Origin of the sequence: Glutamicibacter sp. BW78 (genome assembly GCF_002332245.1) — a bacterium.
Lineage (GTDB): Bacteria > Actinomycetota > Actinomycetes > Actinomycetales > Micrococcaceae > Arthrobacter_H > Arthrobacter_H rhombi_A.
On sequence record NZ_NRGU01000020.1, the window covers coordinates 64,625 to 89,044 of the forward strand.

Consider the following 24,420-nt stretch of genomic DNA (forward strand, 5'->3'; position numbering starts at 1 on the left):
TACTTCGTCCCCGCACCCGAACGCATGTTCAGGTTTGCCTTCGTCACCTTCGTGACCGACTTCGCGGCAGGCTTCTTCGCAGGAGCCTTCACGGGAGCCTTTGCAGGCTTCTTGACTGGCGCCTTCGCGGGCGTGGACGGAACGTTTCTCAGGAAGGACGTAGCAACGTAGCCGGTCTTGCCGGAGTATGTGACCTTGGACCAACCGCCGGAAGCTGAAATCTCCGCGACCTTCGCACCCTTTGGCAGGACCAAGACGGTCGGGTGACTCGTCCCCGCGCCGCGACGCATGTTGACTGCGGAGGTGGTCTGGCGGGGCACAGATTTGGTGGGTTTCGCCGGGGCTGCAGGTTTCGGCTTCGTCACCGGCGGCTTGGTGACGGCCGGTGCGGAACGTTTGAGATAGGAGCCGGCGATGAATCCGGTGGTGGAGGTGGATCCGGTTTTATATACCACCCTCATCCAGCCGCCAGCCGTGCCGTTGACCTTGACCTGAGCGTTCTTCGGGACAACGCCGAGACTCTTATATGCGGTCGACGGCCCCTGGCGCAGGTTCACCGCACCGGTGGTGCTGTAGTCCGCGGTCGAGAGCGGGACGACCTCAATGTCGTTGGTCGACGCGGTGACCCGAGTCGGGGACACGGCTCCATGTAGTGCCCACCCACTCGTACCGGCGGCAACGACCTTGACGTAGCCGTTCAAGTAGGCTCCCGGGGTGCTGGTCATCGGGGTGCCTTTGGGGACCTTTTTGACCAGTTTGGAGCCCGACGATGAGGACGAGCGCAGGTTCAGATCGCTGGCCGCCCAGTAATTGCAGCTTTTAGGCAGCGTGAAGTTATAGACGACGCTCGCGTTGGCGCGCATATCCACGCCATAGCGCTTCAGCCAGGCCATCGGTTCGATGGTCGGGCCCTTCATCCACCCGGCAGATCCCCAAACCTCGAAATGCAGGTGGGGGGCTGTCGACGGGCCGGAATTGCCGACCTCGGCAATCTTCTGCCCCGCTTTGACCTTCTGCCCGACCTTGACGAACTTCCCGCCATCCCACATGTGGATGTAGGCCGTGTAGTAGGTGTTCCCGGAGAGGACATGCCGGACAATGAGGTAGCCCGAGGAACCTCCGCGGGCCCCTCGATGGGTGGCTGTCACCACACCGTCGGCCACGGCATAGATCGCATTGCCCTCATTTGCTGGAAGGTCTTGGCCGAGATGCATGGTGGTGCCGTTGCGCACCGGGATGCATCGCGGCCCTTGCGGTGAGGAATACCTATAGGTTTTGGGCTTAAGCGGCGAGACCACATGATCTTTGGGCGGGGCTGCTTGAACCGGGGCCACCCCCACGGTGCCAGCGATCAAGGCCAGTGCGGTCGCTGTAGACCACAGCAGGTTTCGGGTTTTATTCATTTTTCGCGCTCAACATTCACAAGTAGGGATAACGGTGTACTGCCCTTGGTTCAGATGATTTGGGCAGCGAAAAGATCCGCTTCCCCCCTGCTTGCCGATGGAGCGCCGCAAGCCGTCGCTGAACCACCCAGTTTCAGCGCAACTTTGATAATAGGGCAGGATCGTTCCTTCTGGAATCCGGCAACGGCTGGCATCCGCGCTTCACCAGCGCGATGATGGGAGGCACTGAGGGAATATGGCCTAGCGATGGTGGGTTCTTCCGCGCCACGAAGGAGTCGAAATCATGATCCTGTCCGGGGAAACCACCTGGTGGCAGATGCTGCTGTGTCTATCGGTTGCCCTCGTCCTGTCCACGGCCATCGGGTTCGAACGCCAGCTCAAGGCCAAATCGGCGGGTATGCGCACCCACACTTTGGTCGGTGTCGGTGCCGCTTTGTTCACCATTGTGAGCAAGTATGGGTTCTCCGACGTGATCGCCCCTGCCGTCCAAGAGCACATCAACCTCGATCCGTCCCGTGTCGCAGCCCAAATCGTCTCTGGCATCGGCTTCATCGGCGCCGGTCTCGTCTTCGTTCGGCGCAATAAGGTCCGCGGCCTGACCACCGCTGCGTCGGTGTGGCTGACCGCGGCCATCGGCACAGCATCGGGTGCTGGCCTGATCGTTCCCGCGGTTTTCGTGGTCTTCGCCCACTATGTGGTCGCCTACACCTACCCGTGGATCGTCCGTCGCACGTCTCTGGGCAACCGGACCGAGCATGGCCTGCGGGTCAGCTATGTCGACGGCACCGGCGCATTACGTGCGATCCTCCAGGCCTGCACCACCCAAGGCTTCCAAATCCAGGGGTTCTCCACCGAACGCGAAGATGCCGGAAACGGCGGGACCATGAGCCGGCTGATGAAGGGACCCGAACAGCAATCCACCGCGGGCGAGGTCGGAGTCGAACTGGAGATCGAAGGGACAGGAGCACTCAACGAGCTGGTCCACCGGCTCTCGGAGCTGGCGAACGTCACCGGCGTTACCGTGGAAGACTAGGCCGAGTAGGCCAGTCAGCATGACGCAGCACGGGTAGACAGGACGCCGGGCCTAGGTGGGACAGTAATAGGGAAGAAAAATCGTTGCGGTGGCCCGACCATCGCCGTGGAAGGGGAACCGTGGGCGGATTGCAGGGCTGGCACATTTTGATACTCGGGGTGATCGCCCTGGTGGCCGTCATGGTTGTCGGACTCGTTCTTGTCATTGTTCTGAAGTCATCCAATAGGCCGAGGGCCGGCGTCGCTGCGAATTTCAATGCCGGGCAACCGCAGGGCGTACCCACCCAAATCGGCTACACCATGAACGGGCAACCGATGTATCAGCAGCCCGTGCTGCCACAGACGAACCTGTTCGCCATCCTTGCCCTGGTTTTGGGCATATTCACCGGCATCCTCGGAATCATCTTCGGGCACATCGCCCGATCCCAGATCCGCCAAACTGGTGAGGGTGGAGCGGGGCTGGCCCTCTCCGGCCTGATCATCGGCTATGTGTGGGTCGGGCTTTTTCTGCTGCGCATGATCTTCTAGGCCCCCTCCAGAGCGGCTCTCGGGGGTAGCCGCCGATACGACGCGCGCCCTCGCCAAACCACGAATGACCCCGGAGAGCTCCGAGGTCATGTGAGTCAGGACTGCTACTGACCCTGTGGGCCATAACAGGCCGGAACGTCAACGCCCTGGTCGGGCCCGCCCTGTTGATGCTTCACTTTCGGTGGAGCCCCCTGCCGGATTCGAACCGGCGACCCCCTGTTTACAAGACAGGTGCTCTGGCCAGCTGAGCTAAGGAGGCATGTGCGCCGGAAGCCCGGCAGCATGAACAAGATTAGCCTAGGTGCCCTCCGGTGCGGAAACGGGCGGTCCCGCCGAAGCAGGGACCGCCCGTGAAGAGACCTTGGCTGGGGCTACTTATTGTCGGCCACTGCCTTGTCGAGGACCTGCTTGAAGTCCTCTTCGCCGATCTTCCATTCGTGACCGTTGATGTAGGCGGAAGGGGTTCCGCCGATCTCGTACTTCTGGAAACCGGCGTTCACGTAGTCGGCCCACGGCCGGAATTCGGTGCCGTCGGCGCAGGAGGAGATGTCTCCGGCCCCCGACTCCTCGGCGATCTTGGCCAGCTTCGCATTGGGCAGGCCCGCGCCACCTTCCTCGGGCTGCTGCTCGAACAGTGCGGTCAGGTAGTCGCTGAACGCCTCGGGCTTGCTGTCGGCGACACAGGCCACGGCGTTGGCTGCCCGCGAAGAGTAGTTCGTCGAGGACATGCGGTCCAGGAACGTGGCGATCCGGTATTCGAGGGTGATGTCACCGTCGTCGGCCATTTTTTCCAGCTCGGCACCGTACTGGGTCTCGAAGTCCTTGCAGACCGGGCAGCTCATATCCGCGTAGATGACGACCTGGACGGGCTCGCCCTTCTTGCCTTCGGTGACGCCACCGGGGACCTTCTTGCCGTCGATGGTCCCGGCATCGGGGACAGCATCCTTATCGACCGACATGGTCGGGGTATCGGTCAGACCGTCAGGGGTGAGCGTGTAACCACCGAACTTATTGCCGTGCGACGGGGCCTGTCCGGCATCGGGGATGCTCGTCTTGTTATTCTGCAATACGAGCGTCACGACGATCGCGATGATCGCCACGACCGCCACCACGACGCCGAGCTTCAAGAACAGGGAGTTGCGCTTCGCGGCCGTCTGTTGCCGTGCATGGAGCTGCCGGGCCTGCTCTCGGGCCGTGGCGTTCCTCTCGGCCTTCGGCGGCCGCGGGGTGTTTGATGCCATGAAAGTACATTCCTACTCTGCTGGATCGGACAGGGAAACCCCACTTAGTTTAGGGCACCGTTCCTGTGCGCCAGCCATGAGAGAAGTGCAGGGGCTGGCCCGGACGCATAAGCTCGGGGCAGAAGAGGTACGTCCACGCACCCCAAGGAGGCAAGCCGTGCCCAATACAGTCAACAGCATGCAGGATTACCGCAGTACGACGGCGTCACGCGAGCGCCGGGCCCCCGTCACCGCCGAGAAGAAGCCCATCACCGGGGAATTCGACTTCGTCGTCGTCGCCAACCGGCTGCCCGTGGACCGGGTTGTCACGGCCGAGGGCACCGCTCAGTGGCGCCGCTCCCCCGGCGGCCTGGTCACCGCCCTGGCACCGGTGATGGCTTCGGCCGAAGGCGCCTGGGTCGGTTGGCATGGGGCCACGGACGAGGAACTCGAAGAGTTCAAGGAAGATGGCATGCATCTGGTTCCGGTGCCGCTGAGCCAAGAGGATGTCGAGCTGTACTACGAGGGCTTCTCCAACTCCACCCTGTGGCCGCTCTACCACGATGTCATCATGCCCCCGGAGTTCCACCGCACCTGGTGGGACCGCTACCGCGAGATCAACGTGCGCTTTGCCGAAGCCGCAGCAGCGGCGGCGTCGAAGGGCGCCACGGTCTGGGTGCAGGACTACCAGCTTCAGCTGGTCCCCCGGTTGTTGCGGGCCATGCGCCCGGATTTGAGGATCGGCTTCTTCAACCACATTCCCTTCCCCCCGATGGAGATCTTCGCGCAGCTGCCGTGGCGTCACCGGGTCCTTGAGGGGATCCTCGGTGCCGATCTGATCGGCTTCCAACGCCAATCCGATGCCAGCAACTTCCTGCGCTGCGTGAAGCGTTACCTCGGTTTCACGGTCAAATCCCAGCGTGTGCACGTCCAGGACGAGGACGGGACACCGCACCGGGTGGCCCGGGCCGAAGCCCATCCGATTTCCATCGATTCGGCCTTGATCGCCGCATTGGCCGAGGACCCCGCAGTTCTGGCTCGTTCACGGGAGATTCGCGCCGATCTGGGCGATCCTGATGTGATCCTGCTCGGCGTCGACCGGCTGGACTACACCAAGGGCATCCGCCACCGCATCAAGGCCTTCGGAGAACTGCTCGCCGACCAGGAACTCACCGTGGGTCAGGCCACCCTGGTCCAGGTCGCCAGCCCCAGCCGTGAACACGTCGACCACTACATCACCCTGCGCGAGGACGTGGAAGGAAGTGTCGGACGGATCAACGGCGAATACGACACGATGAGCCACACAGCGGTGCGCTATCTGCACCACAGCTACCCGGTCGAGGAGATGGTTGCCCTCTATTTGGCCGCCGATGTGATGCTCGTGACCGCCCTGCGCGACGGCATGAACCTGGTCGCCAAGGAATATGTGGCGGCCCATGCCGATAACCGAGGGGCCCTGGTGCTCAGCGAGTTTGCCGGGGCCGCCGACCAGTTGCGCCACGCCGTCTTGGTGAACCCGCACGATATCGATGGGATGAAGGAATCCATTCTCGATGCCATCCGCATGCCGGAGCAGGAGGCAGCGCGGAGGATGCGCATCATGCGTCGCCAGGTCAGCACCAACGACGTGGCCCGCTGGTCCCGCGACTTCCTGGCCTCACTGGCCCAGGCCGAGGAGGACTGACCATGGCTCTGGATGCCGCACTTCGTCGCGCCGTGGACGGACTGGGCGACGTCGGGCTGCTTTTGGTGGCCATGGACTTCGACGGCACCATGGCCCCCTTCGTGGACCGGCCAGGAGATGCCCGCGCCCTGCCTGCCGCCGCGGAGGCCTTTGCCGAGCTGGGTGAGGCGGAGAATACCGTCACCGCACTCCTCTCCGGCAGGGATCTGGACAGCTTGCGCGCCGTGGCCCGCCCGGGGCCCCGCGTCCTGCTGGCCGGAAGCCACGGCGGCCAGCTATGGGCGCCCCCTGAACTGGCCGCCGATGCCGGCAGCCTGGAGCTCGGCCCAGCACAGCAGACCTTGCTCGCCGCGGCGGTCTCCCGGCTCGAGGACGTTTCCGCAGCGCATCCGGGGACCACGCTGGAACATAAGCCGGCCGGCGTCGTCCTCCATGTCAGGCAGGCCGAACCCGCGGTGGGTGCGGCCGCCCTTCGAAAGGCCCGGAGCCGGTTGGAAGCCCTGTCCGGGTTGAGCCTCTCGGATGGCAAGAACGTCCTCGAAGCCTCGGTCATCCGGGCGGATAAGGGTGCCGGTTTGAACTGGCTACGCGAGGTGGTTGACGCCGATGCGGTGCTCTTTGCCGGCGACGACGTGACCGACGAAGACGCCTTCTCCGTCCTGCGTCGGGGCGACGTCGGGGTCAAGGTCGGGCCGGGGAAAACGCGTGCCCCGTTCCGGGTCGACGGAATTGGTGACGTCCCGGCTCTTCTGCAATTGGCCCTCGGTGTGCGATGATTGTGACACCATTCACAACGGACCGTCGGGCACGTACCTGCCCGTGAGGGGATAGATCAATCATGGCCACAGTCACTTTTGACCAGGCAACCAGGCTTTACCCGGGCACTTCGAAGCCCGCAGTCGATAAGCTCAGCCTCGATGTTGCTGACGGGGAATTCCTCGTTTTCGTCGGGCCTTCAGGTTGCGGCAAGTCAACATCACTCCGCATGCTCGCCGGGCTGGAGGACGTCAACTCGGGACGGATCCTCATCGGCGATCGCGACGTCACCGACGTCCCGCCGAAGGACCGTGACATCGCCATGGTCTTCCAGAACTACGCGCTCTACCCCCATATGTCGGTCGCCGAGAACATGGGCTTCGCCCTGAAGATCGCCGGCATCGACAAGGCCGAACGCGCCGAACGCGTCCGTGAGGCCGCCAAGCTGCTGGACCTCGAGGACTACCTGGACCGCAAGCCCAAGGCCCTCTCCGGCGGCCAACGCCAGCGTGTGGCCATGGGCCGCGCGATCGTGCGTTCCCCGCAGGTCTTCCTCATGGACGAGCCGTTGTCGAACCTCGACGCGAAGCTGCGTGTGCAGACGCGTACGCAGATCGCCTCACTGACCCGTCGTCTGGGCGTCACCACCGTGTATGTGACCCACGACCAGGTCGAGGCCATGACGATGGGCGACCGCGTCGCGGTCCTCAACGCCGGGATCCTGCAGCAGGTGGACACCCCTCGCAACCTCTACGACCGTCCGGCCAACGTCTTCGTTGCCGGCTTCATCGGCTCCCCCGCCATGAACCTGCTGGAACTGCCCGCCGTTTCCGGTGGCATCGAATTCGGCAACTACACCTACCCGGTGGACCCGGCCGTCCTGGCCGAGGCCAACGGCCAGACGATCACCTCGGGCGTGCGCCCCGAAGACCTGGAGATCGTCGGGGCCGGTGAAGGCCTGGACGTCGAGGTCGACGTCGTCGAGGAACTCGGCGCCGACGCCTACGTGTACGGCCACGCCACCTTGGACGGCCGCGAGTACCCGATGGTCATCCGCGTGGATGGTCGCAGGCCCCCACTGAAGGGTTCCACCGTGATGGTGCGCCCGAAGGCCGAGCACATCCACATGTTCGACACCAAGACCGGGCAGCGCCTGGGTGATCCCGAGGCGGCCAACGCCCCGCAGGCCTCGCTGGCCGACGTGGAGAACCTCGTCGATTCCGAGTAACCACCACCGGTAGCCGACGGCGGCCCCGCCTTCACCGCGAAGGCGGGGCCGCCGTCGTTCCACCCCCCTCCAGCCCGTGGGCCCCGTGCAGAACCGAGGATGCGATGACCCGCCACTATGCCAGCTGGCATAACGAACCGACCGATTACAGCCAGCACGGTAAGCTTCCCCGCGAAACCGCGATCAGCGACGAAACCCCGCGCACGTCGCTGGGCGGTTCGTTGAACATCACGTCGGCCACCATGGATTCGGCGCTGCTTGACCTGCCCTGGCATATCCCCCTGGAGGAATGGCCCGCAAAGAACCTGGCAGCGCTGCCGCGCGGCATCTCCCGCCACGTCGTCCGCTTCGCGCTGCTGGGCGAAACCGTGATCGCGGTCAAGGAGACCGGGGAGCATATTGCCCGGCACGAATACCATATGCTGCGCAAACTCAACCGGTTGGGGGTCCCCTGCGTGGAGCCGGTGGCCGTGATCACCGGACGTGCCGACGAGAACGGCGACGAACTCAACCCGGTCCTGGTCACCCGTCATCTGAAGTATTCGCTGCCCTATCGCGCCCTCTTCTCCCAGCGGCTGCGGCGCGAGACGCTGCACCGGCTCATCGACGCCCAGGCGTTGTTGTTGGTCCGGCTGCATCTGGCCGGCTTCTACTGGGGTGATGTCTCCCTGTCGAACACGCTGTTCCGCCGCGACGCCGAATCGTTCGCCGCCTATCTCGTGGACGCCGAAACGGGAGAACTGTATCCCTCCCTGTCCGAGGGCCAACGCGAGTACGACCTGGAGATTGCCCGGGTCAATATTGCCGGTGAACTCATGGATCTGATGGAGGCCTCGTTGATCGAGGACTCGGTCGACCCGCTGGCCACCAGCGAGCAGATCATGGACAGCTACCACCGGCTGTGGCAGGAACTCACCCGCCGCGACCACGTCGATCTGGCCGAACGGTGGCGGGTCGATGAGCGGATCCGCCGGCTCAATGATCTGGGCTTCGACGTCGACGAAATCGCCTTGCGGACCACCGCCGACGGCACCCAACTTCAGATCCAGCCCAAGGTCGTCGACGCCGGGCACCATCAACGCCGGCTGCTGCGTCTGACCGGTTTGGATGTCCAGGAGTTCCAGGCTCGACGGCTACTCAATGACATCGATGCCTTCCGCGCCCGCAAGCACCCGGAGATGGATGAGGAACTCAATGCGGCCCAATGGGTCCACGAGGTTTTCGAACCCATCACCGAGGCGATTCCGCGCGAACTCCATGGCAAGCTCGAACCGGCCCAGCTGGTCCATGAGGTGCTCGAGCACCGCTGGTTCATCTCCGAGCAGCGTGGCAGCAACGTCCCGATGGCCGAGACCATCGAGTCCTATATCGAGACGATCCTGCGTCACCGCCGCGACGAGGCGGCGATCATGCTCAACCCCCCGTCGGGGGTCTTGGACGCCGTCGACCAGCCCGAGGGTGGGGAGTAGGACCCCGGGCTGGATCGACGGGCCCGTCCGCTAGGGTCACCCCAGCCAGATCCACCGCACAATCAGCAGCGCGCCGATGAGATAGAGAATCCAGTGCGCTTCCTTGATCCGCCCCGAGAACACCTTGATGAGCGCGTAGGAGACGATGCCCACGGCCACACCTTCGGCGATCGAGAAGGTCAAGGGCATGACGATGATCGTCAGGAACGCGGGCAACGATTCGGAGATGTCATCCCATTCGATATGGCGTGCCCCCTCCATCATCAGCGCTCCGACGAGGATGAGTGCCGGTGCCGTGGCGGAGGTTGGTACGGCGGCGATGACCGGTGAGAAGAACATCGCCAGACCGAAGAAGCCGGCCACGGTGACCGCTGTCAGCCCCGTACGGCCCCCTTCTTCGACCCCGGCAGCCGACTCGACATAAGCGGTCGTGGTCGAGGTACCCAGTGCCGCACCGCTGAGCGCTGCGAGCCCGTCCATCGAAAACAGGGTCTTTGCTCGCGGCATTTCACCATCCTTGCCGATCATGCCGGCGCGTTGGCTCAGACCGGTGAGCGTTCCGGTGGCGTCGAAGAAATCGACGAAGAAGAACGTGAATACCACCGAGAGCAGTCCTGCCCCCAACGCCCCACCGATATCCAGGTGGAAGGCCAGGTCACTGGGCCAGATCGGCATTTGGACCGGTGAGCCACCGAAGCCGCCGAACGCCGCGAAGGTGCCCTCCTCGGCCCCCGGGTAGACCGGCAGACGGCTGATGACCGCGATGAGGGTCGTGGCGATGATCCCCAAGAGGATCGCCGCCCTGACCTTGAGTTTCATCAGCACGGCGATGATGAGCAGTCCGAGCATCCCCAACCAGACGTGCGGTTTGGTGACGTCCCCGATGCTGACCAGTGTCGCGTCGTTGCTGACCACGAATCCCATGTTCTTCATGCCCAGGAAGGCCAAGAACGCACCGATACCTGCGGTGATCGCGTATTTCATACTGGTCGACAGCGCCTTGGCGATCGCCTGCCGGATGCCGAACACGCTGAGGATGATGAACAGGACACCGGAGATGAAGACGGCGCCGAGCGCCGTCTCCCAGCGGTATCCCAAGCCCAGCACGACCGTGTAGGAGAAGTAGGCGTTCAGCCCCATGCCGGGTGCCTGGGCGAAGGGGTAGCGGGCAATCAAACCCATATACAGCGAGCCCAGGATCGCGGCCATGCAGGTGACCATGACCAGCTGGGTGAACAGGTTGCCCACCTCGGGCATCTGGCCGGCCATGGCATCGTTGAGAATGCTCGGGTTGACGAAGATGACGTAACTCATCGCCAGGAAGGTCGTGATGCCGGCACGTATCTCGATGCCGTAGGTCGAGCCGTGTTCGGAGACCTTGAAGTATCTGTCGATCACGCTCCGACCGGCGACGGCGGTTTGTTGCGGCGGATCACTTTCACGTTTTGGGGTGTTGGTACTCATTGCTCTCCTTTGAGCATTGGTGGGACCACCACGGTGCGGTTCATCAAATCCACAAAGGACGATGGCCCGGCTGACCCGCGGGGGTCTGGAACATCACTCTGGCGTACGGGTATGAGTCGCCACACCGCCCATCCAGACGCGGTCGAGATCCGCGCTTGTCCCGTTGGCGAAGACTGCTGCCAGGGCGCGGTCGGCGCTGGGAGCATTCTTCAGGATGGCTTCCAGGGGTGTCCCGGATGGCGGGTTGACCTCGATCGCGTCGAAGACGGCACCGACGCTGAGATGGCCGACGTCGTCATGCCCCAGTGCCCGGGCCCCGGACACGGTAGCCAGATGGAGCAGATGCGCGGGACCCAGGGGTACCCCGTCCGGTTGCAGCTGCTGATGGAAGTAGGCCTGTAGGCCTTCCTTGAAATGGTTGAATCCGGTCCCGGCGCCGACATCGGAGCCCAGCGAGACTCGCACCCCCGCCTCGAGGTGTCTTCGCAGCGGAAACAGGCCGCTGCCGAGGGAGGAGTTCGAGGAGGGGCAGTGGGCGACCGCGGTGCCTGTCTCACCGAGTCGGGCCAGTTCGGCGTCGGTCGGGTGGACGTTATGGGCCAGGAGGCTCTGGCGCCCGAGCAGGCCGCGCCGGTCGTAGACATCGCTGTAGTTCGAGGCGTCCGGGAAGAGTTCGGCCACCGCCGCCATTTCTGCCGGGTTCTCGTTGACATGGGAGGTGAAGAATAGATCGGGAGTGCCGTTGAGGGTCTCCCGGCAGGAGTCGAGCAGGTCGGCGCTCGCTGACAGGGCGAAACGCGGTGTGACGGCGTACCGCAGCTTCCCCTTCCCATGCCACGCTTCGATCAGTCCGGCGGCCTCCCGGGCGGCTCGTTCGGGGGTGGTTCGGAGGTCTTCGCGCAGGACCTGGTCGGCAACGACGAGGCCCGCAGTCATGCGCAGACCACTGTGGTGTGCGGCACGGAACAGTGCGTCGGTCGCGGGAACGTAATGGGCGCCGAAGGCCAGTGCCGTGGTGGTTCCTGCACCAATCAGTCCGTTCACGAACTCGCTGGCCACCGCCTGGGCATGGGCCGGATCGGCCATCCGGGCTTCCTCGGGCAGGGCACAGTGATCGAGCCATTCCAGCAGCGGCATCCCCAGCCCACCGATAATCCGCACTTGCGGGTAGTGCACATGGGTGTCGACCAGCCCGGGAAGCAGCAGCCCCTTCACCGTGGTCAGTGTTGCTGCCGGATAGCGTTGTTGTGCTTCGGAGAGGGGCCCGCGGAAGGTGATCACCCCGTCGATGACGGCGAGCGCGCATTCTTCGGCGCGCAGCTCACCGCCGTGGAAGGGGTCCTCTGGAGTGTCCAGGATGAGAGCGTGGACGATCGTCACGGGCGCAAGGGAATCATGGGTCATGGGGTGGCTTTCTGGAAGACGCGCATCAGGTCGGCGGCGACGCTGATGGCGATGACGGCGGGGTGTTTCCCGGTGAGGTCGGGAACCCCGATCGGGCATTGGATACGTTCGATAGCCGACTCGGTGTGGCCCTCGGCGGCAAGTTTCATGCGGAACCTGGACCATTTGGCGGAGGAGCCAATGACTCCGATGCTCCCGATGCTTTCGCGCCGTAGGGCGGCGTCGCACAGGATCAGGTCTTCGGCGTGGTCGTGGGTCAGGATCAGCACATGGGCGTCCTCCGGGAGCGCGGCCATGAGTGTCTCGGGGGCCGGCAGGGTGTGCAGGTGCACGGTGGCAGCCCCCGATTCCAGGGTCTCGGCCAGAGTTTCGTCGACCATGCCTCGCCGGGAATCGGCCAGGTGGAGGGTCACATTGGTGCGGCTGAGGATCCGCGCCAACTCCTTGCCGACGTGGCCGGCACCGAAGATCGCTACCGTGGGACGTCGACCGATCGGTTCAAGGAGCACCCGGACGGTCCCGCCGCAGCATTGGGTGCCATAGGCGACCTGCGCGTGTTCGTTGAGGCCGAACTCGGTTTCCACGACCGTGTCCGCCCCGTTGGTCAGCATGGTGCGGGCCTGCTCGGTGATGGTGGCTTCCATATTGCCTCCGCCGACACTGCCCGAAGCGGTCTCGGCGCCGATGAACATCTTCGCACCGACCTCCCGGGGGGAATGTCCCCGGACGTCGATGATCGTCGCGAGGATCCCCGCGGTCCCGGCAGCGCGGGCACGGGTGATTCCACTGATCCAATCCATCATGTCCCACCACCGTCATTCGGCCGCGAGGGCCGGGTCGGGGGCCCCGCGCCGGACGTGGTCCAGCGCCCAGTACACGGCTTCGGGGGTGGCTGGGGACGGCAGTTCGACCTGTTGTCCCGGCTCCCCGAAAGCCGCTGCGGCTGCCCGCAACGCTTCCCGCACGGCAATCGCGAGCATCAGGGGCGGCTCCCCCACTGCCTTGGAACCATAGACGCTGCCGTCATCGGTGGGGTGGACGTAGAGGTCGACGTTGAACACCTGCGGCAGTTCCGAGAAGGACGGCAACTTATAGGTGCTCGCCGCCTGGGTGAGCAGTTTGCCCCGCTGCGCACCATCGCTGGTATCCCAGCGCAGGTCCTCCTGGGTGAGCCAACCGGCTCCTTGGACGAAGGCCCCCTCGATTTGCCCGAGGTCGATCAACGGCGACAGCGAACTTCCGACGTCGTGCAGCAGGTCCACCTGCCGTGTCGTATACGCCCCGGTGTACCCGTCGACTTCGACCTCGGCCACGGCTGCCCCGCGGGAGTAATACTTGAAGGCGTTGCCCTGATAGGTGCTCGGATCGAAGTAGAGGCCTTCCGTGCGGAAGTAGCCGGTCGCCGACAGGGACACCCGTTGTTGGTAGGCCGTCTCGACGAGTTCTGTCCAGCCCACGGTGTTCTTCGTTCCCAGACCGCTGACGACCTCCCCGCTGATCCGGACGTCGTTGGAGTTCACGCCCAGCATCCCTGCGGCCACCGGTGCCAACCGGTCGAGGATGAGTTCGCAGGCGTTCTTCACCGCCCCTCCGTTGAGGTCCGAACCGGTCGAGGCGGAGGTGGCCGAGCTGTTGGGCACCTTATCGGTCCGGGTCGGGGCCAGGCGTACCCGGCGCAGCGGGAGGCCTAGCGCGGTCGCGGCGACATGCAACATTTTGGTGTGCAGCCCCTGGCCCATCTCCGTGCCTCCGTGATTGATCAGTACCGATCCGTCCCGGTAGATGAGCACGAGGGCACCGGCCTGGTTCAGGACCGGCTTATTGAAGGAGACACCGAATTTCACCGGGGTGATGGCCAGCCCGCGTTTGAGGTGCGGGTGCCGGGCGTTGAATTCCGTGATGCCGCGCAGCCGGTCATCGTAGTCACTGGTGTCCAGGAGCTTGTCCCAGATATCCTCCATACGTGACGCCTGGCTGACGACCTGCCCGTAGGGTGTGGTCTGGCCCGGGGTGTAGAAGTTCCGGCGGCGGATCTCTTCTTCGCTCATCCCCAGTTTCGTGGCCGCCTGACCCAGCAGGTCTTCGGTCACGATCATTCCTGCCGGGGCCCCAAAACCGCGGAAGGCAGTATGCGAGGTCTTATTCGTCCGGGCAATCCTGCCGACCACGTGGACGTTGGGAAGATAGTAGGCGTTATCAACATGGCATAACGCCCGGCTGACCACCGCCGGCGAAAGGTCGACGCTGAAACCACCATCGGCAGTCAGCACCGCCTTATAGGCGAGGATACGCCCCTCATCGTCCAGGCCTGCCTCCCAGGTGGCATGGAATCCACCGCGTTTGCCGGTCATCGTCAGGTCTTGGGTGCGGTTCAGACGCAGGCTCACGGGCCTGCCGGTCAGTACGGCGCCCAGGGCGGCGACGGAGGCGAACGCGTTCGCGTTCGTTTCTTTCCCGCCAAAGCCTCCCCCCATGCGCAGACACTGCACGGTGACCTGGCTCGACGAAATCCCCAGGACCCGGGCGACGACCTCTTGGGTGTGGCTGGGTGCCTGGGTCGACGACTGGATGAAGACCTGGCCGCCCTCGTCGATGGTGGCGAAGGATGCCTGGGTTTCGAGGTAGAAGTGTTCCTGCCCCTGAATGTCGATCCCGCCGCTGAGGCGGTGGGGGCCTGCTCGAGGGCCGCATCCGCATCTCCGCGCTGGAGGGTTCCCGTGGGACCTTGGAACTGTCCGGCGGCGATGGCCTCCTGGGTGGTGATGATGGAGGGCAGCTCGGTATAGGAGATCTCAATGGCCTCGCTGGCCAGCCGTGCCTTTTCCAGGGTGTCGGCGAGCACCCAGGCCACGGGTTGGCCGTGGAACTGCACTTCCTCGGGGAAGAGGGTCTCGTCCCCGATGTCACCGTAATCGTTGCTCCCCGGGACGTCGTGGGCGGTCAGCACCCGGGCCACCCCCGGCATGGTCGCCGCGGTGGAGGTGTCGAGGGAATCGATCCGGGCGTGTGCGGAGAACACCTGCAAGGGCCACGCGTGCAGGACATGAGCCGAACGGTGGGGCAGGTCGTCGGTGTACAGCGCCCGACCGGTGACATGTTCCCACGCCGCCTCGTGCGGCATGACGACCCCGGCAACGCTGTCTTCGGGGATTTCGGCCAGGGGCCGGGACGAGAACGGTTTCATGATCCGACCTCCTCAGAGAAGCGGCGTATGGATTGGGCGAGCGTGGCACTGCGGTAGGCGGCGCTGGCCCGGTGGTCGGACATCGGCGTCCCCTCGGCCTCCATCACCGCGGCGGCGGCCTCGAACGTCGGGGCCGTCCACGGCTGGCCGAGCAAGGCCGCCTCGGTGTCCCGGGCACGGAGCGGGGTGGCGGCGGCTCCCCCGACCCCGATGCGGATCTGTTCGATCATGCCGTCGGTGACGGTCGCGGCGATGGCCACGGCGACGGAGGAAATATCGTCGAATTTGCGTTTGGCGACCTTATAGAACCTGCCCAGCGGCGCGACCGGCGTCGGGATGCGCACCGCACGAATGAGCTCGTCCGCCTCCCGGACACTTTGCCGGTACCCGGTGAAGTACTCGGCCAGGGCCACCGTCCGGTCCCCCCGGGGGGAGCTGAGTATCAGGTCGGCGTCTAGGGCCAACAGCGCCGGCGCCAGATCCCCGATCGGGGAGCCGGTTCCCAGGTTTCCGCCGATCGTCGCGGCATTGCGGATCAGTCGGGAGGCAAACAGCGGGAAGAGTTCACCGAGCAAGGGCACCGACCCGCCGAGGAGGCGTTCAACATCCGAGAGGGTGAGCGCCGCTCCGATCTCGATATGGTCCTCGGCGACGTGGAACCGCCGCATTTCGGACAACTGGTCGATGGCGATGGTCAGGGGGGCCCGGCGGTGTTTGATGGTCAGTTCGACGCCCCAGTCGGTGGAGCCGGCCAGCAGGACGGCGTCCTGCGTCGTGGCCAGAAGCTCCAGGGCCTCGGCGAGATCCACCGGGCGAACGAACGTGCCGCCGTCGCTCTCGAGGCGCAACGGCTGACTGGTCGGTGCCGCCTGCTCTCGTCGCCGGGCGATCGGGTCGTCGGGGTCCACGGCTCCCAGGGCGAAGGCCGCGTCGCGGATCGGCCGGTATCCGGTGCACCGGCACAGGTTCCCGGAGAGGGAGTGAAGGTCGAACCCATTGGCTCCGACATCCGGTTCATGCGCCGGCGTCGCTTCGTATCTGGTGGCCGGTTCGGTCCTCGCTTCCGCAGCGCCGCCGGTCCGCGGGGGCAGCCAGGATTTGAGGGGCCGGGCCTCGTCGTGGGCGACCATCGGCCACGGAAGTTCGTTTCCTGTGGGTGCGGGCTGGGCGGCGGAGACGATATCCGAGGTGGTGGGGGCCGAACCGCAACCCGCGGGGCCGCAGGCGCAACCGGTGCGGTCTTCGCGATAGTATTCGGCGGCCATCGAGGAGACGAACCCCGGGGTGCAGTACCCGCATTGGGAGCCTCCCCGCACGGCCATTTCCTGTTGGACGGGGTGCAGCGCTTCGGAGGAAGCCAGCCCCTCGGCGGTGTAGATTTCCTGGCCTGCGAGTGCGGCGGCAGGGACCAGGCAGGAGTTGATCGACGTCCAGCGGGTGCCGCCGTCTCCGTCGGGGCGGGAGACCATCACGGCGCAGGCTCCGCATTCGCCTTCAGCGCAGCCCTCCTTGGGGCCGGTGATCCCACTGCCGCGCAACCACTGCAATGTGGTCGTATGCGGGGCGACGTCCGCAACGGACATCTCGTGGTCATTGACGGTCACGGCCGTGGCAGCCATGTCCTGGGTGGTTTGATCCGCGGCATCGGTCATGATTGAGCCTCCTCCGACCTATCCAGCAACGGTGCCCACTCCACTGTGGGGGGCATTGTCGCTGGCATGGTTGAGGCCGACGAGGTCAGGAGAGCCACACCAGGTTATCCATGCGAACAGGTGATGACTATTGTGATGCAGCTTACATCGAGAGTCCGAAAACCGGAAGTGGGTTTCTTCGATCGTCTCCTCGCGGTCCGCAACCGGCAGCATGATGGGCGTCGGTCATCCCGTCGTTAGCGCCGTTCAGCGGGGAGGGTTGTTCCGGGCAGCGTGAAGGCCGCCGCGCAGAGTGCCTGGGCGCCGAGGACGACGCCGGAGTCTTCGTCCACCTCACAGGTGACGGTTCCGTGGCTCCAGAGAGGCACCGGGTTCGCCTCCGGGTTCAGGCCCCCCAGCCGGAGGCCGCGGGCGGCATCGCGAAAGAGCACCACCAGAACCGCTTCGTGGTGGTCTTCGCGGATGAAGGCGAGCGTCCCGCCCTCGGCGTGCAGCCACCGCAGTCCCCCGGAGGTCAGTGCCGGACGCTCCCGTCGCAGTGCCGACAACGAGGCGTAGAGGCCGCGTAGATCCGCGGGGATCCGGCGCGGATCATCCCACGGCATGGGGGTGCGGGATTTCTCCCCGTTGAAACCCTCGAGCCCGAATTCATCCCCCATGAAGACCATCGGCACCCCCGGCAGGGTGAACTGCAGGGCCACGGCCAACGGTTGCGCGCCGGGAAGGATGGCGCTGGCCGCCCGGGCGGTGTCGTGGGTGTCGATCGCGTTGAGGTTCGCCAGGCGCACCCGCCAGGGGAAGGCTGCGGCGAAGTCCAGATGAGTGTCCAGGAACTCCTCGGCACCGGTGCTGTCGGGCCCCCGTTGGGGCAAACCGTAGAAGTCGGGCCACGGCTGGGAGGTGACATTGCCCTGCGGCATGACCGCGGCGCCGTCGTCCTGCCAGGTGCGCGGACGGGCCAACCACTGCCACAGTGGGCGGGTGAAGTTGGTGTAGGTCATGGCCCCCTGCCAAGTGTCCCCCTGGAAATCGGGGGCGGCATCGGAGGTGGATTCGGCCACCAGCAGGGCTTCGGGGTTGATGTCGTGCATCCGCTGGCGGATGAGTGCCGCGATCTCGTGGTTGAAGTCGTCGGCGCCGGCCCGCCCGGTCATGTTCCCGACGTCGATCCTCCAGCCGTCCATGCTGAACGGCGGCTGCAGCCAGCGGGCCACCATCGAATCGTCGTCCAGGATGAACCGTTCCCGCAGCCCCTGTGAGCGCCAGTTGAACTTCGGCAACGAGTCAACCCCGAGCCAGGCCAGGTACTCGGTATTGTCCTTGCTGAAATAGTAGAAATCGGATTCGGGGGCTTCGGGGTTCCGGTAGGCAGCCCTGAACCATTCGTGGGCGTCCCCGGAGTGGTTGGTCGTCAGGTCCCCCACGACCCGAAGCCCGCGGGCGTGGGCATCGGCCACGAGTCGGATCAGTGCCTCATCGCCGCCCAGCAGCGGGTCGACCCCTGCGAAGTCGGAGGCGTCGTAGCGGTGGTTGGAACGGGCCGGGAACATCGGTGTCAGATACAGCACGGTCGCCCCGATCGCCTCGAGGTGGTCCAGGTGTTCGCCAATGCCGGCCAGGTCCCCGCCGTAGTACTGGTACGGGGTGTCGGGGCCACGGCCGATGACCTCGCTGGTTTCCCAGTCGGCGGGAACCGCCCAGCTGGGTAGCTCGCGGTCAGCTGCCGAAGCCGAGCGGGCGAACCGGTCGGGGAAGACCTGGTACATGACCGAACGGTGGATCCACTCGGGGATCGCGGCACCGGCGCAGATCCTGAAGTCCTGGGCATCGGGGGTGTCCCGGTGGGAGGTTCCCCGGGCATTGACCCAGAGCGAGCCCGTCCCGGTGCGCATCACCCAGCGGTACTTCTGTACCGGGTTCACCACGGTCAGCACGGCTTGCCACCAGACCCAGCCGCCGGCCTCCCCGAGACGGGTTGCTTCGTCGTAATGGGGTTCGGCGTCGCGGACGCTGCGCAGCCAGACCCCTCCGGGGGTGGGCTGTTCGGCAGGAACTCGCAGCCGGACGGCGACGTCCTGACCCAGGGCGGGGTCTTGGCGGTCGACATAGAGTGCGGAGCCGTCGTGGTGTGGCGCTGGAATCATGGGTGCCTCCTGGTGGACAGTCTCTCATCGTCGGCTTCCGGTGAATCCGATGGTGATGCACGTCATCATCGTAAGCTTTCACACGAGCGGCGTGGGCTTCCGTGACGCGTAGCCCCGGAGTGTGTGCAAACGTTTTCACGACGGTGCGACCGCCGCTATGCTGGAGCGCATGCGACCAGCCCCTGCCGTGAGCGCGGTGTCGGATCTGCCGACCGCCGCACCCCGCACCGATGCCCCCTCAGCGGTCCCGCACCCGGCCTTTGCCCGCGGTCCACTAGCCCACGCCCCTTCCACGGACCGCTCGTGGTGGCGTAGTTCGGTGATCTATCAGATCTACCCGCGGTCCTTCCGGGATCTGCACGGTTCGGGCACCGGCAATCTGGCCGGCATCACCGCCGAGCTGCACCAGATCGCCGGTATGGGGGTCGACGCCGTCTGGCTTTCGCCGTTCTATCCCTCCCCGCAACGCGATGCCGGATACGACGTCTCCGATTACACCGACGTGGACCCCCTCTTCGGGAACCTTGACGACTTCGACGCACTCATCGCCCGGGCCGACGATCTCGGCCTTCGTGTCATCGTCGACCTGGTGCCCAACCACTGCTCCGAGGAGCACACGGCCTTCCGTGCGGCCCGGGCGGCCGGTCCGGGATCCGCCGAGCGCGAGCTGTTCATCTTCCGCGATGGTCGTGGCGTGGAAGGCCAGGAGCCGCCGAATAATTGGCAGTCGCACTTCGGCGGGCCCGCATGGACCCGCGTCACCGAACCCGATGGCACCGCGGGGCAGTGGTACCTGCACCTCTTTGATTCCTCCCAACCCGATTTCAACTGGGATTCGCAGGCAGTCCACGCCGAGTTCGAGAGGATCCTGCGCTTTTGGTTGGCTCGCGGGGTCGCCGGGTTCCGGGTCGACGTCGCCCATGCCCTGGTCAAGAAACCGGGGCTGCCGGATTGGGGCGGCAACGCCAACGGCTCCCCCAGCACGGGCTTCCCCTTCTCCGAGGCCCCCATGTTCGGCCAACCGGGGGTGCACGAAATCTACCGCAGGTGGCGGGACATCCTCGCCGAGTACGACGGCGAACGCATCCTGTGTGCCGAGGCCAACGCCCAACCGGTGGATGCGGTCGCCGACTGGGTCCGCTCGGATGAGATGCAACAGGCCTTCAACTTCCCGTATCTCAATACCGGGTGGGATGCCCGGGCCCTGCGAGCCGTGGTGGATCGTTCACTGGCGGCTTTCGACGCGGTGGGGGCTCCCAGTACCTGGGTCTTGTCCAACCATGACGTCAGCCGACATGTCACCCGTTTTGGTTCCACGGCCGCCGTCCGTTTCGGCGACGGTCTGGGCCCCCGTGATCCGCAACCCGATCATGAGTTGGGGTTGGCCCGCGCTCGGGCAGCCACCGTGTTCATGTTGGGCCTCCCGGGCGGGGCTTATCTGTATCAGGGTGAGGAGCTGGGGTTGCCCGACCACACCACCTTGGAGGACAGGTTCCGTCAGGACCCGAACTTCTTCCGCACTGCCGGTCAACGGGTCGGTCGTGACGGCTGTCGTGTTCCCCTGCCCTGGACACCTTCGGGCCCGACACTGGGCTTCGGCCCGGGGCAAACTTCCTGGCTGCCCCAACCAGCCGACTGGGAACGGCTCGCCCGGTCCGCCCAAGACGGGGATCCTGCGTCGACCTTGTCCATGTATCGGCAGGCTCTGGCGACACGGCGTAGGCTGGAGCTCGGCTCCGGTGGGCTGCAATGGCTCGATACCCGTCCTGCGGACGGGGTGATTGCCTTCGAGAACTCCGGCATCGGCGTCGTGCTCAACACCTCGGACGATCCGGTGCCCCTGCCCGAGGGGGAGGTTGTGCTCTCCAGCGGACCGGGAGCCACCACCGACGCGGACGGGGTGGGGCTCTTGGCCCCGAATGCTGCGGTCTGGCTGCGGCAGCACCGATAGGCAACCGGGCGAATCCACGCCCGTGGACGGAAGGACGCTCATGGCGGGCATCAAGGACGTGGCCGAATTGGCCGGTGTCTCAGTAGCCACCGTCTCGCGTGCCCTGAGCGGCAACGGGAAGGTTTCGGCCGCCGCCAAGGAACGAGTTCAGGCCGCCGCCGAGTCATTGGGCTACGTCGTGTCCTATAACGCCTCCTCCCTGGCTTCTGGCCGTAGCCGGAATATCGGTTTGGTGGTTCCCACCGTAGGCCGATGGTTCTTCTCCACCGTGCTGCAGGGGGCCACCAGCGCTCTGATCGATGCCGGCTACGATCTCACCTTGTACAACACCGGTGGCGAACAACGTCACCGGGATTCCGTGTTCTCGGAACTACTCTTGCGCAAACGCCTCGACGGGGTCATTACGGTCACGCTCAAACTGGAGCCCCAGGAGATCGAGCAGCTGGCCTCCGTCGGTAAACCGGTTGTGGCCATCGGGGGATATATCCCCCAGATCGATACGATTCGGGTGGATGACTTCAATATTGCCGCACTGGCCACGGAGCACCTGATCGGCCTGGGCCATCGGGAGGTCTCCTTCCTGGGCGGTACCGAGGAATTCGAGGTGGACTTCAAGCTGGGTTCGGCCCGGGAGGACGGCTTCGAATTCGCCATGGACCAGGCAGAGGTACCTATCCGTCGCGACTGGTTGCTGACCGCCGATTTCTCCACAGCGGGCGCCTACCAGAAGGTCCGCAACGTCCTGGCCAGCCCGCGTCGGCGCCCCACGGGGATCGTCTGCGCCTCCGATGAGATGGCCTTCGGGGCGATTCTCGCGGCCCGCGACCTTGGCCTGCGGGTGCCCGAGGATGTGTCGGTCATCGGCATCGACGGACACGAGCTCGGCGAGCTCCTCGGGCTGACAACCATCGCCCAGGATCCAGGAGGACAAGGGGCCGCCGCGGTGGGCAAAATGCTCACGCTCCTGGGCGAAACAGATCCTGCCAGCGGCCCAGACCCGACTGCTGGATTCTTTCCCACGGAGTTCACGTCACGCTCCTCCACGGGCGCCCCGCCGCGCCCCTAGCGCCAAAGACAGTGGGTCGGATACGAAAAAGGGGCCGATCTCTCGGCCCCGTCCCCGTGGTTGACGACTGCTCCGGTTTCTTCGAACCCGTGGCTCGTTCTCCGGAAGATGGTCGGGGTGACAGGATTTGAACCTGCGACCTCGTCGTCCCGAACGACGCGCGCTACCAAGCTGCGCCACACCCCGTGGGGTCATCAACCTCAAGAAGTTTACCGGTTCGGACCCGAATTCACTAATCGGGTTCGGTGGCTTCAGATTCCCTTTCCGGGGTTCAACAGGCCCTGCGGGTCCAGCAAGCCGCGGATCCTGTACTGCAGGTCCAGGACGTCGGGTTCAAGCTCCCAGGTCAGCCAGCGGCGCTTATATTGGCCCACACCGTGCTCGCCGGTGATCGTTCCTCCAGCGTCCAGGGCCGCGCGCACCGACTCGTCCAAGGCGGCCTCCAGTCGCTTCATCCCGGCTTGGCCCTCGCGGGGGTCGATCCAGAAGGTGGGGTGGAGGTTGCCGTCTCCTGCATGGCAGACGACCCTGACCCAGACCTGATGCCTGTCGGCGATTTCGTGGAGCGTGTGGATATAGCCCACGAGCTGCGACCGCGGCACGGCGATGTCCTCGCCGGCCCGGAACTCGTCGTCTTGTTCGTCGCCGCGACTGTTCCTGCGCATCTCGATGAGCTCCGCGGCCGTGGCATCACCCGAGGCACTGACTTCTGCCCCCAGCTCGGTGAGAACCTTGCGAATCACTTCTTCCTCGATGGCCGCCCCGTAGCCGTCGGTACGAATCAGCAGCATCGCTCCCCCACGGTCGGTGAGGTGGGTTCCGTGGATCGAGTCCAGTACCTGCATGGTTCCGGAGTCGAGCATTTCGGTGATCGCCGGCTGGACCCGGGCCTTGCCGATGGCCAGTACGCCCGCGGCGGCACCCTCCAAATCGGGGAAGAGCGCCACGATCGAACGTTGGTCGGCACTGAGATAGCGCAGCCTCACGGTGGCCGCAACGACAATCCCCAGGGTTCCTTCGGATCCGACGAAGAGGCTGGTGAGGTCATAGCCGGCTACCCCCTTGAAGGTGTTGCGTCCGACGTGGATGAGCCGGCCGTCGGCCAGCACGACGTCCAGCGCCAAGACCGAGTCACGGGTGACCCCATATTTGGCGCAGCGCAGTCCCCCGGCATTGGTGGCGATATTCCCACCGATCGTGGAGATTTTATGGCTGGCAGGGTCGGGGGCATACATGAGCCCGTGGACGGCCACCGCATCATTGAGGTCGGAGTTGATCACTCCAGACTGCACGACGGCGGTTTCGTCTTCGGCACGGATCTCAAGGATGGCGTCCATCCGTTCCAGGGAGAGGACCACGCTATTACGGGTGGCATGGACCCCACCGGAGACCCCGGTCCCTGCGCCGCGGGCGATCACCGAGAAGCCCAGCTCGCCAGCCAGCAGGACGACCTGCTGGACGTCGGTGGCATCCCTGGCGAAGACAACGGCCAAGGGCACCTGCGGATCGGCCACGTGACCATAATCGTGGCTGTAGTCCTCCAGCACGGCGGCTTCAACGCAGACTTGTTCCGCATCGAGTGCGCTGGTGAGGCGTTCGGCCACGAGCGTGGCATCGACCTTTTGTACCGGTGCGCTCATGCGGCACCGCCCATGAACCGTTGGTAGTAGCCCAGGATCTCGGGCCAGGCTTCGGCCACCTCGTGTTGGCCTTCACCTGCCGGGCCGGGAGCCCAGCCGTCGTGGGTGACCCTCACGTCGGTGGCTCCGGTGCCGGTCTCCTCGAAGTCGATCGCTACGTGGGTCGGGGCTTCTTGCTCGTAGCCGAGGATGAAATCCCATTCCAGCCGGCCATGGGAGCGCTCCGAAGCCTCGCTGCGTCCCGGCGGTTCTGCACGACCCACGCTCCCCCACTGCCTGCGTTCGCCCTCTTCTGACTCCTCGATCAGCAGTCCATCCTCAATCCCCAGGTGGGAGCCTGGACCCATCGTTCCCACGGTGCCCAGAGGCCACCAGAGGTGCAGGTAGTCGACGAACCCTTCATAGGCTTGTTCACATTCCATTGCGACCGTCACGCAGGCCACCACCGGTTCCAGCCGGGGCCGGCCTCCGTCGCTTCCCGGGTCGGGTGTGGGCTCCGCGTGGGAGAAAATGCCGTCCATGCTTCAAGACTACCTTCAGCGGCGGCACCGTGCGCTGGCGCTCCATCGGCACCCTTAAATGCGTAGGGCCCCGG

At 65.2% G+C, this 24,420-nt stretch carries 17 protein-coding genes, 2 tRNA genes and 1 pseudogene; 8 read left to right on the forward strand and 12 right to left on the reverse strand.

The window, feature by feature from the left end; genetic code table 11:
• Positions 1-1,403 (reverse strand): SH3 domain-containing protein (locus tag CIK75_RS03275; protein ID WP_158225883.1); only part of this gene is annotated, 1,403 nt, incomplete at its 3' end.
• A gap of 283 nt (positions 1,404-1,686) precedes the next feature.
• On the opposite strand from CIK75_RS03275, the gene CIK75_RS03280 reads away from it, so the two are divergent.
• Both CIK75_RS03280 and CIK75_RS03285 read left to right on the forward strand, forming a co-directional pair.
• Positions 1,687-2,436 (forward strand): MgtC/SapB family protein, encoded by a 750-nt coding sequence (locus CIK75_RS03280; RefSeq protein WP_096223200.1) that lies wholly within the window; start codon positions 1,687-1,689, stop codon positions 2,434-2,436.
• A 119-nt stretch (positions 2,437-2,555) separates the two neighbouring features.
• A complete protein-coding gene (locus CIK75_RS03285) occupies positions 2,556-2,963 on the forward strand; it encodes a DUF4190 domain-containing protein (RefSeq protein WP_241895262.1) in 408 nt (135 codons plus the stop codon).
• 182 nt (positions 2,964-3,145) lie between these two features.
• Here the strand turns inward: CIK75_RS03285 and CIK75_RS03290 are convergent.
• Positions 3,146-3,222 (reverse strand) — tRNA-Thr (locus tag CIK75_RS03290).
• A gap of 112 nt (positions 3,223-3,334) precedes the next feature.
• Positions 3,335-4,204, reverse strand: a complete 870-nt coding sequence (locus tag CIK75_RS03295) for a thioredoxin domain-containing protein (RefSeq protein ID WP_096223201.1) — start codon at positions 4,202-4,204, stop codon at positions 3,335-3,337.
• A 178-nt stretch (positions 4,205-4,382) separates the two neighbouring features.
• Here CIK75_RS03295 and CIK75_RS03300 point away from each other — a divergent pair, with 178 nt between their 5' ends.
• From CIK75_RS03300 to CIK75_RS03315, 4 genes are all read left to right on the forward strand, one after another.
• Positions 4,383-5,867, forward strand: coding sequence for a trehalose-6-phosphate synthase (locus CIK75_RS03300; RefSeq protein ID WP_086998985.1), 1,485 nt, complete (start codon positions 4,383-4,385; stop codon positions 5,865-5,867).
• Between the two features lie 2 nt (positions 5,868-5,869).
• Positions 5,870-6,643, forward strand: a complete 774-nt coding sequence (gene otsB / locus CIK75_RS03305) for a trehalose-phosphatase (protein WP_241895263.1) — start codon at positions 5,870-5,872, stop codon at positions 6,641-6,643.
• Positions 6,644-6,705: 62 nt separating this feature from the next.
• Entirely contained in the window at positions 6,706-7,851 is a 1,146-nt protein-coding gene (ugpC, locus tag CIK75_RS03310) for a sn-glycerol-3-phosphate ABC transporter ATP-binding protein UgpC (protein ID WP_086998981.1), read from the forward strand.
• A 104-nt stretch (positions 7,852-7,955) separates the two neighbouring features.
• Entirely contained in the window at positions 7,956-9,320 is a 1,365-nt protein-coding gene (locus CIK75_RS03315) for a DUF4032 domain-containing protein (RefSeq protein WP_096223203.1), read from the forward strand.
• A 36-nt stretch (positions 9,321-9,356) separates the two neighbouring features.
• Here the strand turns inward: CIK75_RS03315 and CIK75_RS03320 are convergent, their stop codons facing one another.
• The 6 genes and pseudogenes from CIK75_RS03320 to CIK75_RS03345 form a co-directional block, all read right to left on the reverse strand.
• Complete coding sequence (locus CIK75_RS03320; protein ID WP_096223204.1) at positions 9,357-10,784, reverse strand: NCS2 family permease; 1,428 nt, start codon at positions 10,782-10,784, stop codon at positions 9,357-9,359.
• A gap of 93 nt (positions 10,785-10,877) precedes the next feature.
• The gene (locus CIK75_RS03325; protein WP_241895264.1) at positions 10,878-12,188 is read right to left on the reverse strand and encodes a guanine deaminase; all 1,311 of its coding nucleotides are present in this window, start codon (positions 12,186-12,188) and stop codon (positions 10,878-10,880) included.
• Positions 12,185-12,991 (reverse strand): xanthine dehydrogenase accessory protein XdhC, encoded by an 807-nt coding sequence (xdhC, locus tag CIK75_RS03330; RefSeq protein ID WP_343251886.1) that lies wholly within the window; start codon positions 12,989-12,991, stop codon positions 12,185-12,187. The genes CIK75_RS03325 and xdhC overlap by 4 nt, the downstream gene beginning before the upstream one ends.
• A 12-nt stretch (positions 12,992-13,003) precedes the next feature.
• Positions 13,004-15,309 (reverse strand): annotated as a pseudogene (gene xdhB, locus CIK75_RS03335) (xanthine dehydrogenase molybdopterin binding subunit).
• Positions 15,310-15,368: 59 nt separating this feature from the next.
• Complete coding sequence (locus CIK75_RS03340) at positions 15,369-16,991, reverse strand: FAD binding domain-containing protein (RefSeq protein WP_096223214.1); 1,623 nt, start codon at positions 16,989-16,991, stop codon at positions 15,369-15,371.
• A gap of 269 nt (positions 16,992-17,260) precedes the next feature.
• On the reverse strand, positions 17,261-19,168 hold the full coding sequence (locus tag CIK75_RS03345) for a glycoside hydrolase family 13 protein (protein WP_096223205.1): 1,908 nt from the start codon (positions 19,166-19,168) through the stop codon (positions 17,261-17,263).
• 169 nt (positions 19,169-19,337) lie between these two features.
• On the opposite strand from CIK75_RS03345, the gene CIK75_RS03350 reads away from it, so the two are divergent.
• Positions 19,338-21,119, forward strand: coding sequence for a glycoside hydrolase family 13 protein (locus CIK75_RS03350; protein WP_198962384.1), 1,782 nt, complete (start codon positions 19,338-19,340; stop codon positions 21,117-21,119).
• A 40-nt stretch (positions 21,120-21,159) separates the two neighbouring features.
• Complete coding sequence (locus CIK75_RS03355) at positions 21,160-22,185, forward strand: LacI family DNA-binding transcriptional regulator (RefSeq protein ID WP_096223207.1); 1,026 nt, start codon at positions 21,160-21,162, stop codon at positions 22,183-22,185.
• A gap of 109 nt (positions 22,186-22,294) precedes the next feature.
• Here the strand turns inward: CIK75_RS03355 and CIK75_RS03360 are convergent.
• The 3 genes from CIK75_RS03360 to CIK75_RS03370 form a co-directional block, all read right to left on the reverse strand.
• Positions 22,295-22,371 (reverse strand) — tRNA-Pro (locus CIK75_RS03360).
• A 65-nt stretch (positions 22,372-22,436) separates the two neighbouring features.
• Positions 22,437-23,825 carry an FAD-linked oxidase C-terminal domain-containing protein gene (locus tag CIK75_RS03365; RefSeq protein ID WP_096223208.1) on the reverse strand — a complete coding sequence of 463 codons (1,389 nt, stop codon included), beginning with the start codon at positions 23,823-23,825 and terminating at the stop codon, positions 22,437-22,439.
• Positions 23,822-24,346 carry a hypothetical protein gene (locus CIK75_RS03370; protein WP_096223209.1) on the reverse strand — a complete coding sequence of 175 codons (525 nt, stop codon included), beginning with the start codon at positions 24,344-24,346 and terminating at the stop codon, positions 23,822-23,824. The genes CIK75_RS03365 and CIK75_RS03370 overlap by 4 nt, the downstream gene beginning before the upstream one ends.
• Between the last annotated feature and the right edge of the window lie 74 nt (positions 24,347-24,420).

Coding starts and splice junctions, on each gene's coding strand:
- CIK75_RS03320 (WP_096223204.1), bottom strand. CDS start 10,784: ATGAGTACCAACACCCCAAAACGTGAAAGTGATCCGCCGCAACAAACC.
- CIK75_RS03370 (WP_096223209.1), bottom strand. CDS start 24,346: ATGGACGGCATTTTCTCCCACGCGGAGCCCACACCCGACCCGGGAAGC.
- CIK75_RS03325 (WP_241895264.1), bottom strand. CDS start 12,188: ATGACCCATGATTCCCTTGCGCCCGTGACGATCGTCCACGCTCTCATC.
- CIK75_RS03280 (WP_096223200.1), top strand. CDS start 1,687: ATGATCCTGTCCGGGGAAACCACCTGGTGGCAGATGCTGCTGTGTCTA.
- CIK75_RS03340 (WP_096223214.1), bottom strand. CDS start 16,991: ATGGCTGCCACGGCCGTGACCGTCAATGACCACGAGATGTCCGTTGCG.
- ugpC (WP_086998981.1), top strand. CDS start 6,706: ATGGCCACAGTCACTTTTGACCAGGCAACCAGGCTTTACCCGGGCACT.
- xdhC (WP_343251886.1), bottom strand. CDS start 12,991: ATGATGGATTGGATCAGTGGAATCACCCGTGCCCGCGCTGCCGGGACC.
- CIK75_RS03355 (WP_096223207.1), top strand. CDS start 21,160: ATGGCGGGCATCAAGGACGTGGCCGAATTGGCCGGTGTCTCAGTAGCC.
- otsB (WP_241895263.1), top strand. CDS start 5,870: ATGGCTCTGGATGCCGCACTTCGTCGCGCCGTGGACGGACTGGGCGAC.
- CIK75_RS03345 (WP_096223205.1), bottom strand. CDS start 19,168: ATGATTCCAGCGCCACACCACGACGGCTCCGCACTCTATGTCGACCGC.
- CIK75_RS03295 (WP_096223201.1), bottom strand. CDS start 4,204: ATGGCATCAAACACCCCGCGGCCGCCGAAGGCCGAGAGGAACGCCACG.
- CIK75_RS03315 (WP_096223203.1), top strand. CDS start 7,956: ATGACCCGCCACTATGCCAGCTGGCATAACGAACCGACCGATTACAGC.
- CIK75_RS03350 (WP_198962384.1), top strand. CDS start 19,338: ATGCGACCAGCCCCTGCCGTGAGCGCGGTGTCGGATCTGCCGACCGCC.
- CIK75_RS03300 (WP_086998985.1), top strand. CDS start 4,383: ATGCAGGATTACCGCAGTACGACGGCGTCACGCGAGCGCCGGGCCCCC.
- CIK75_RS03365 (WP_096223208.1), bottom strand. CDS start 23,825: ATGAGCGCACCGGTACAAAAGGTCGATGCCACGCTCGTGGCCGAACGC.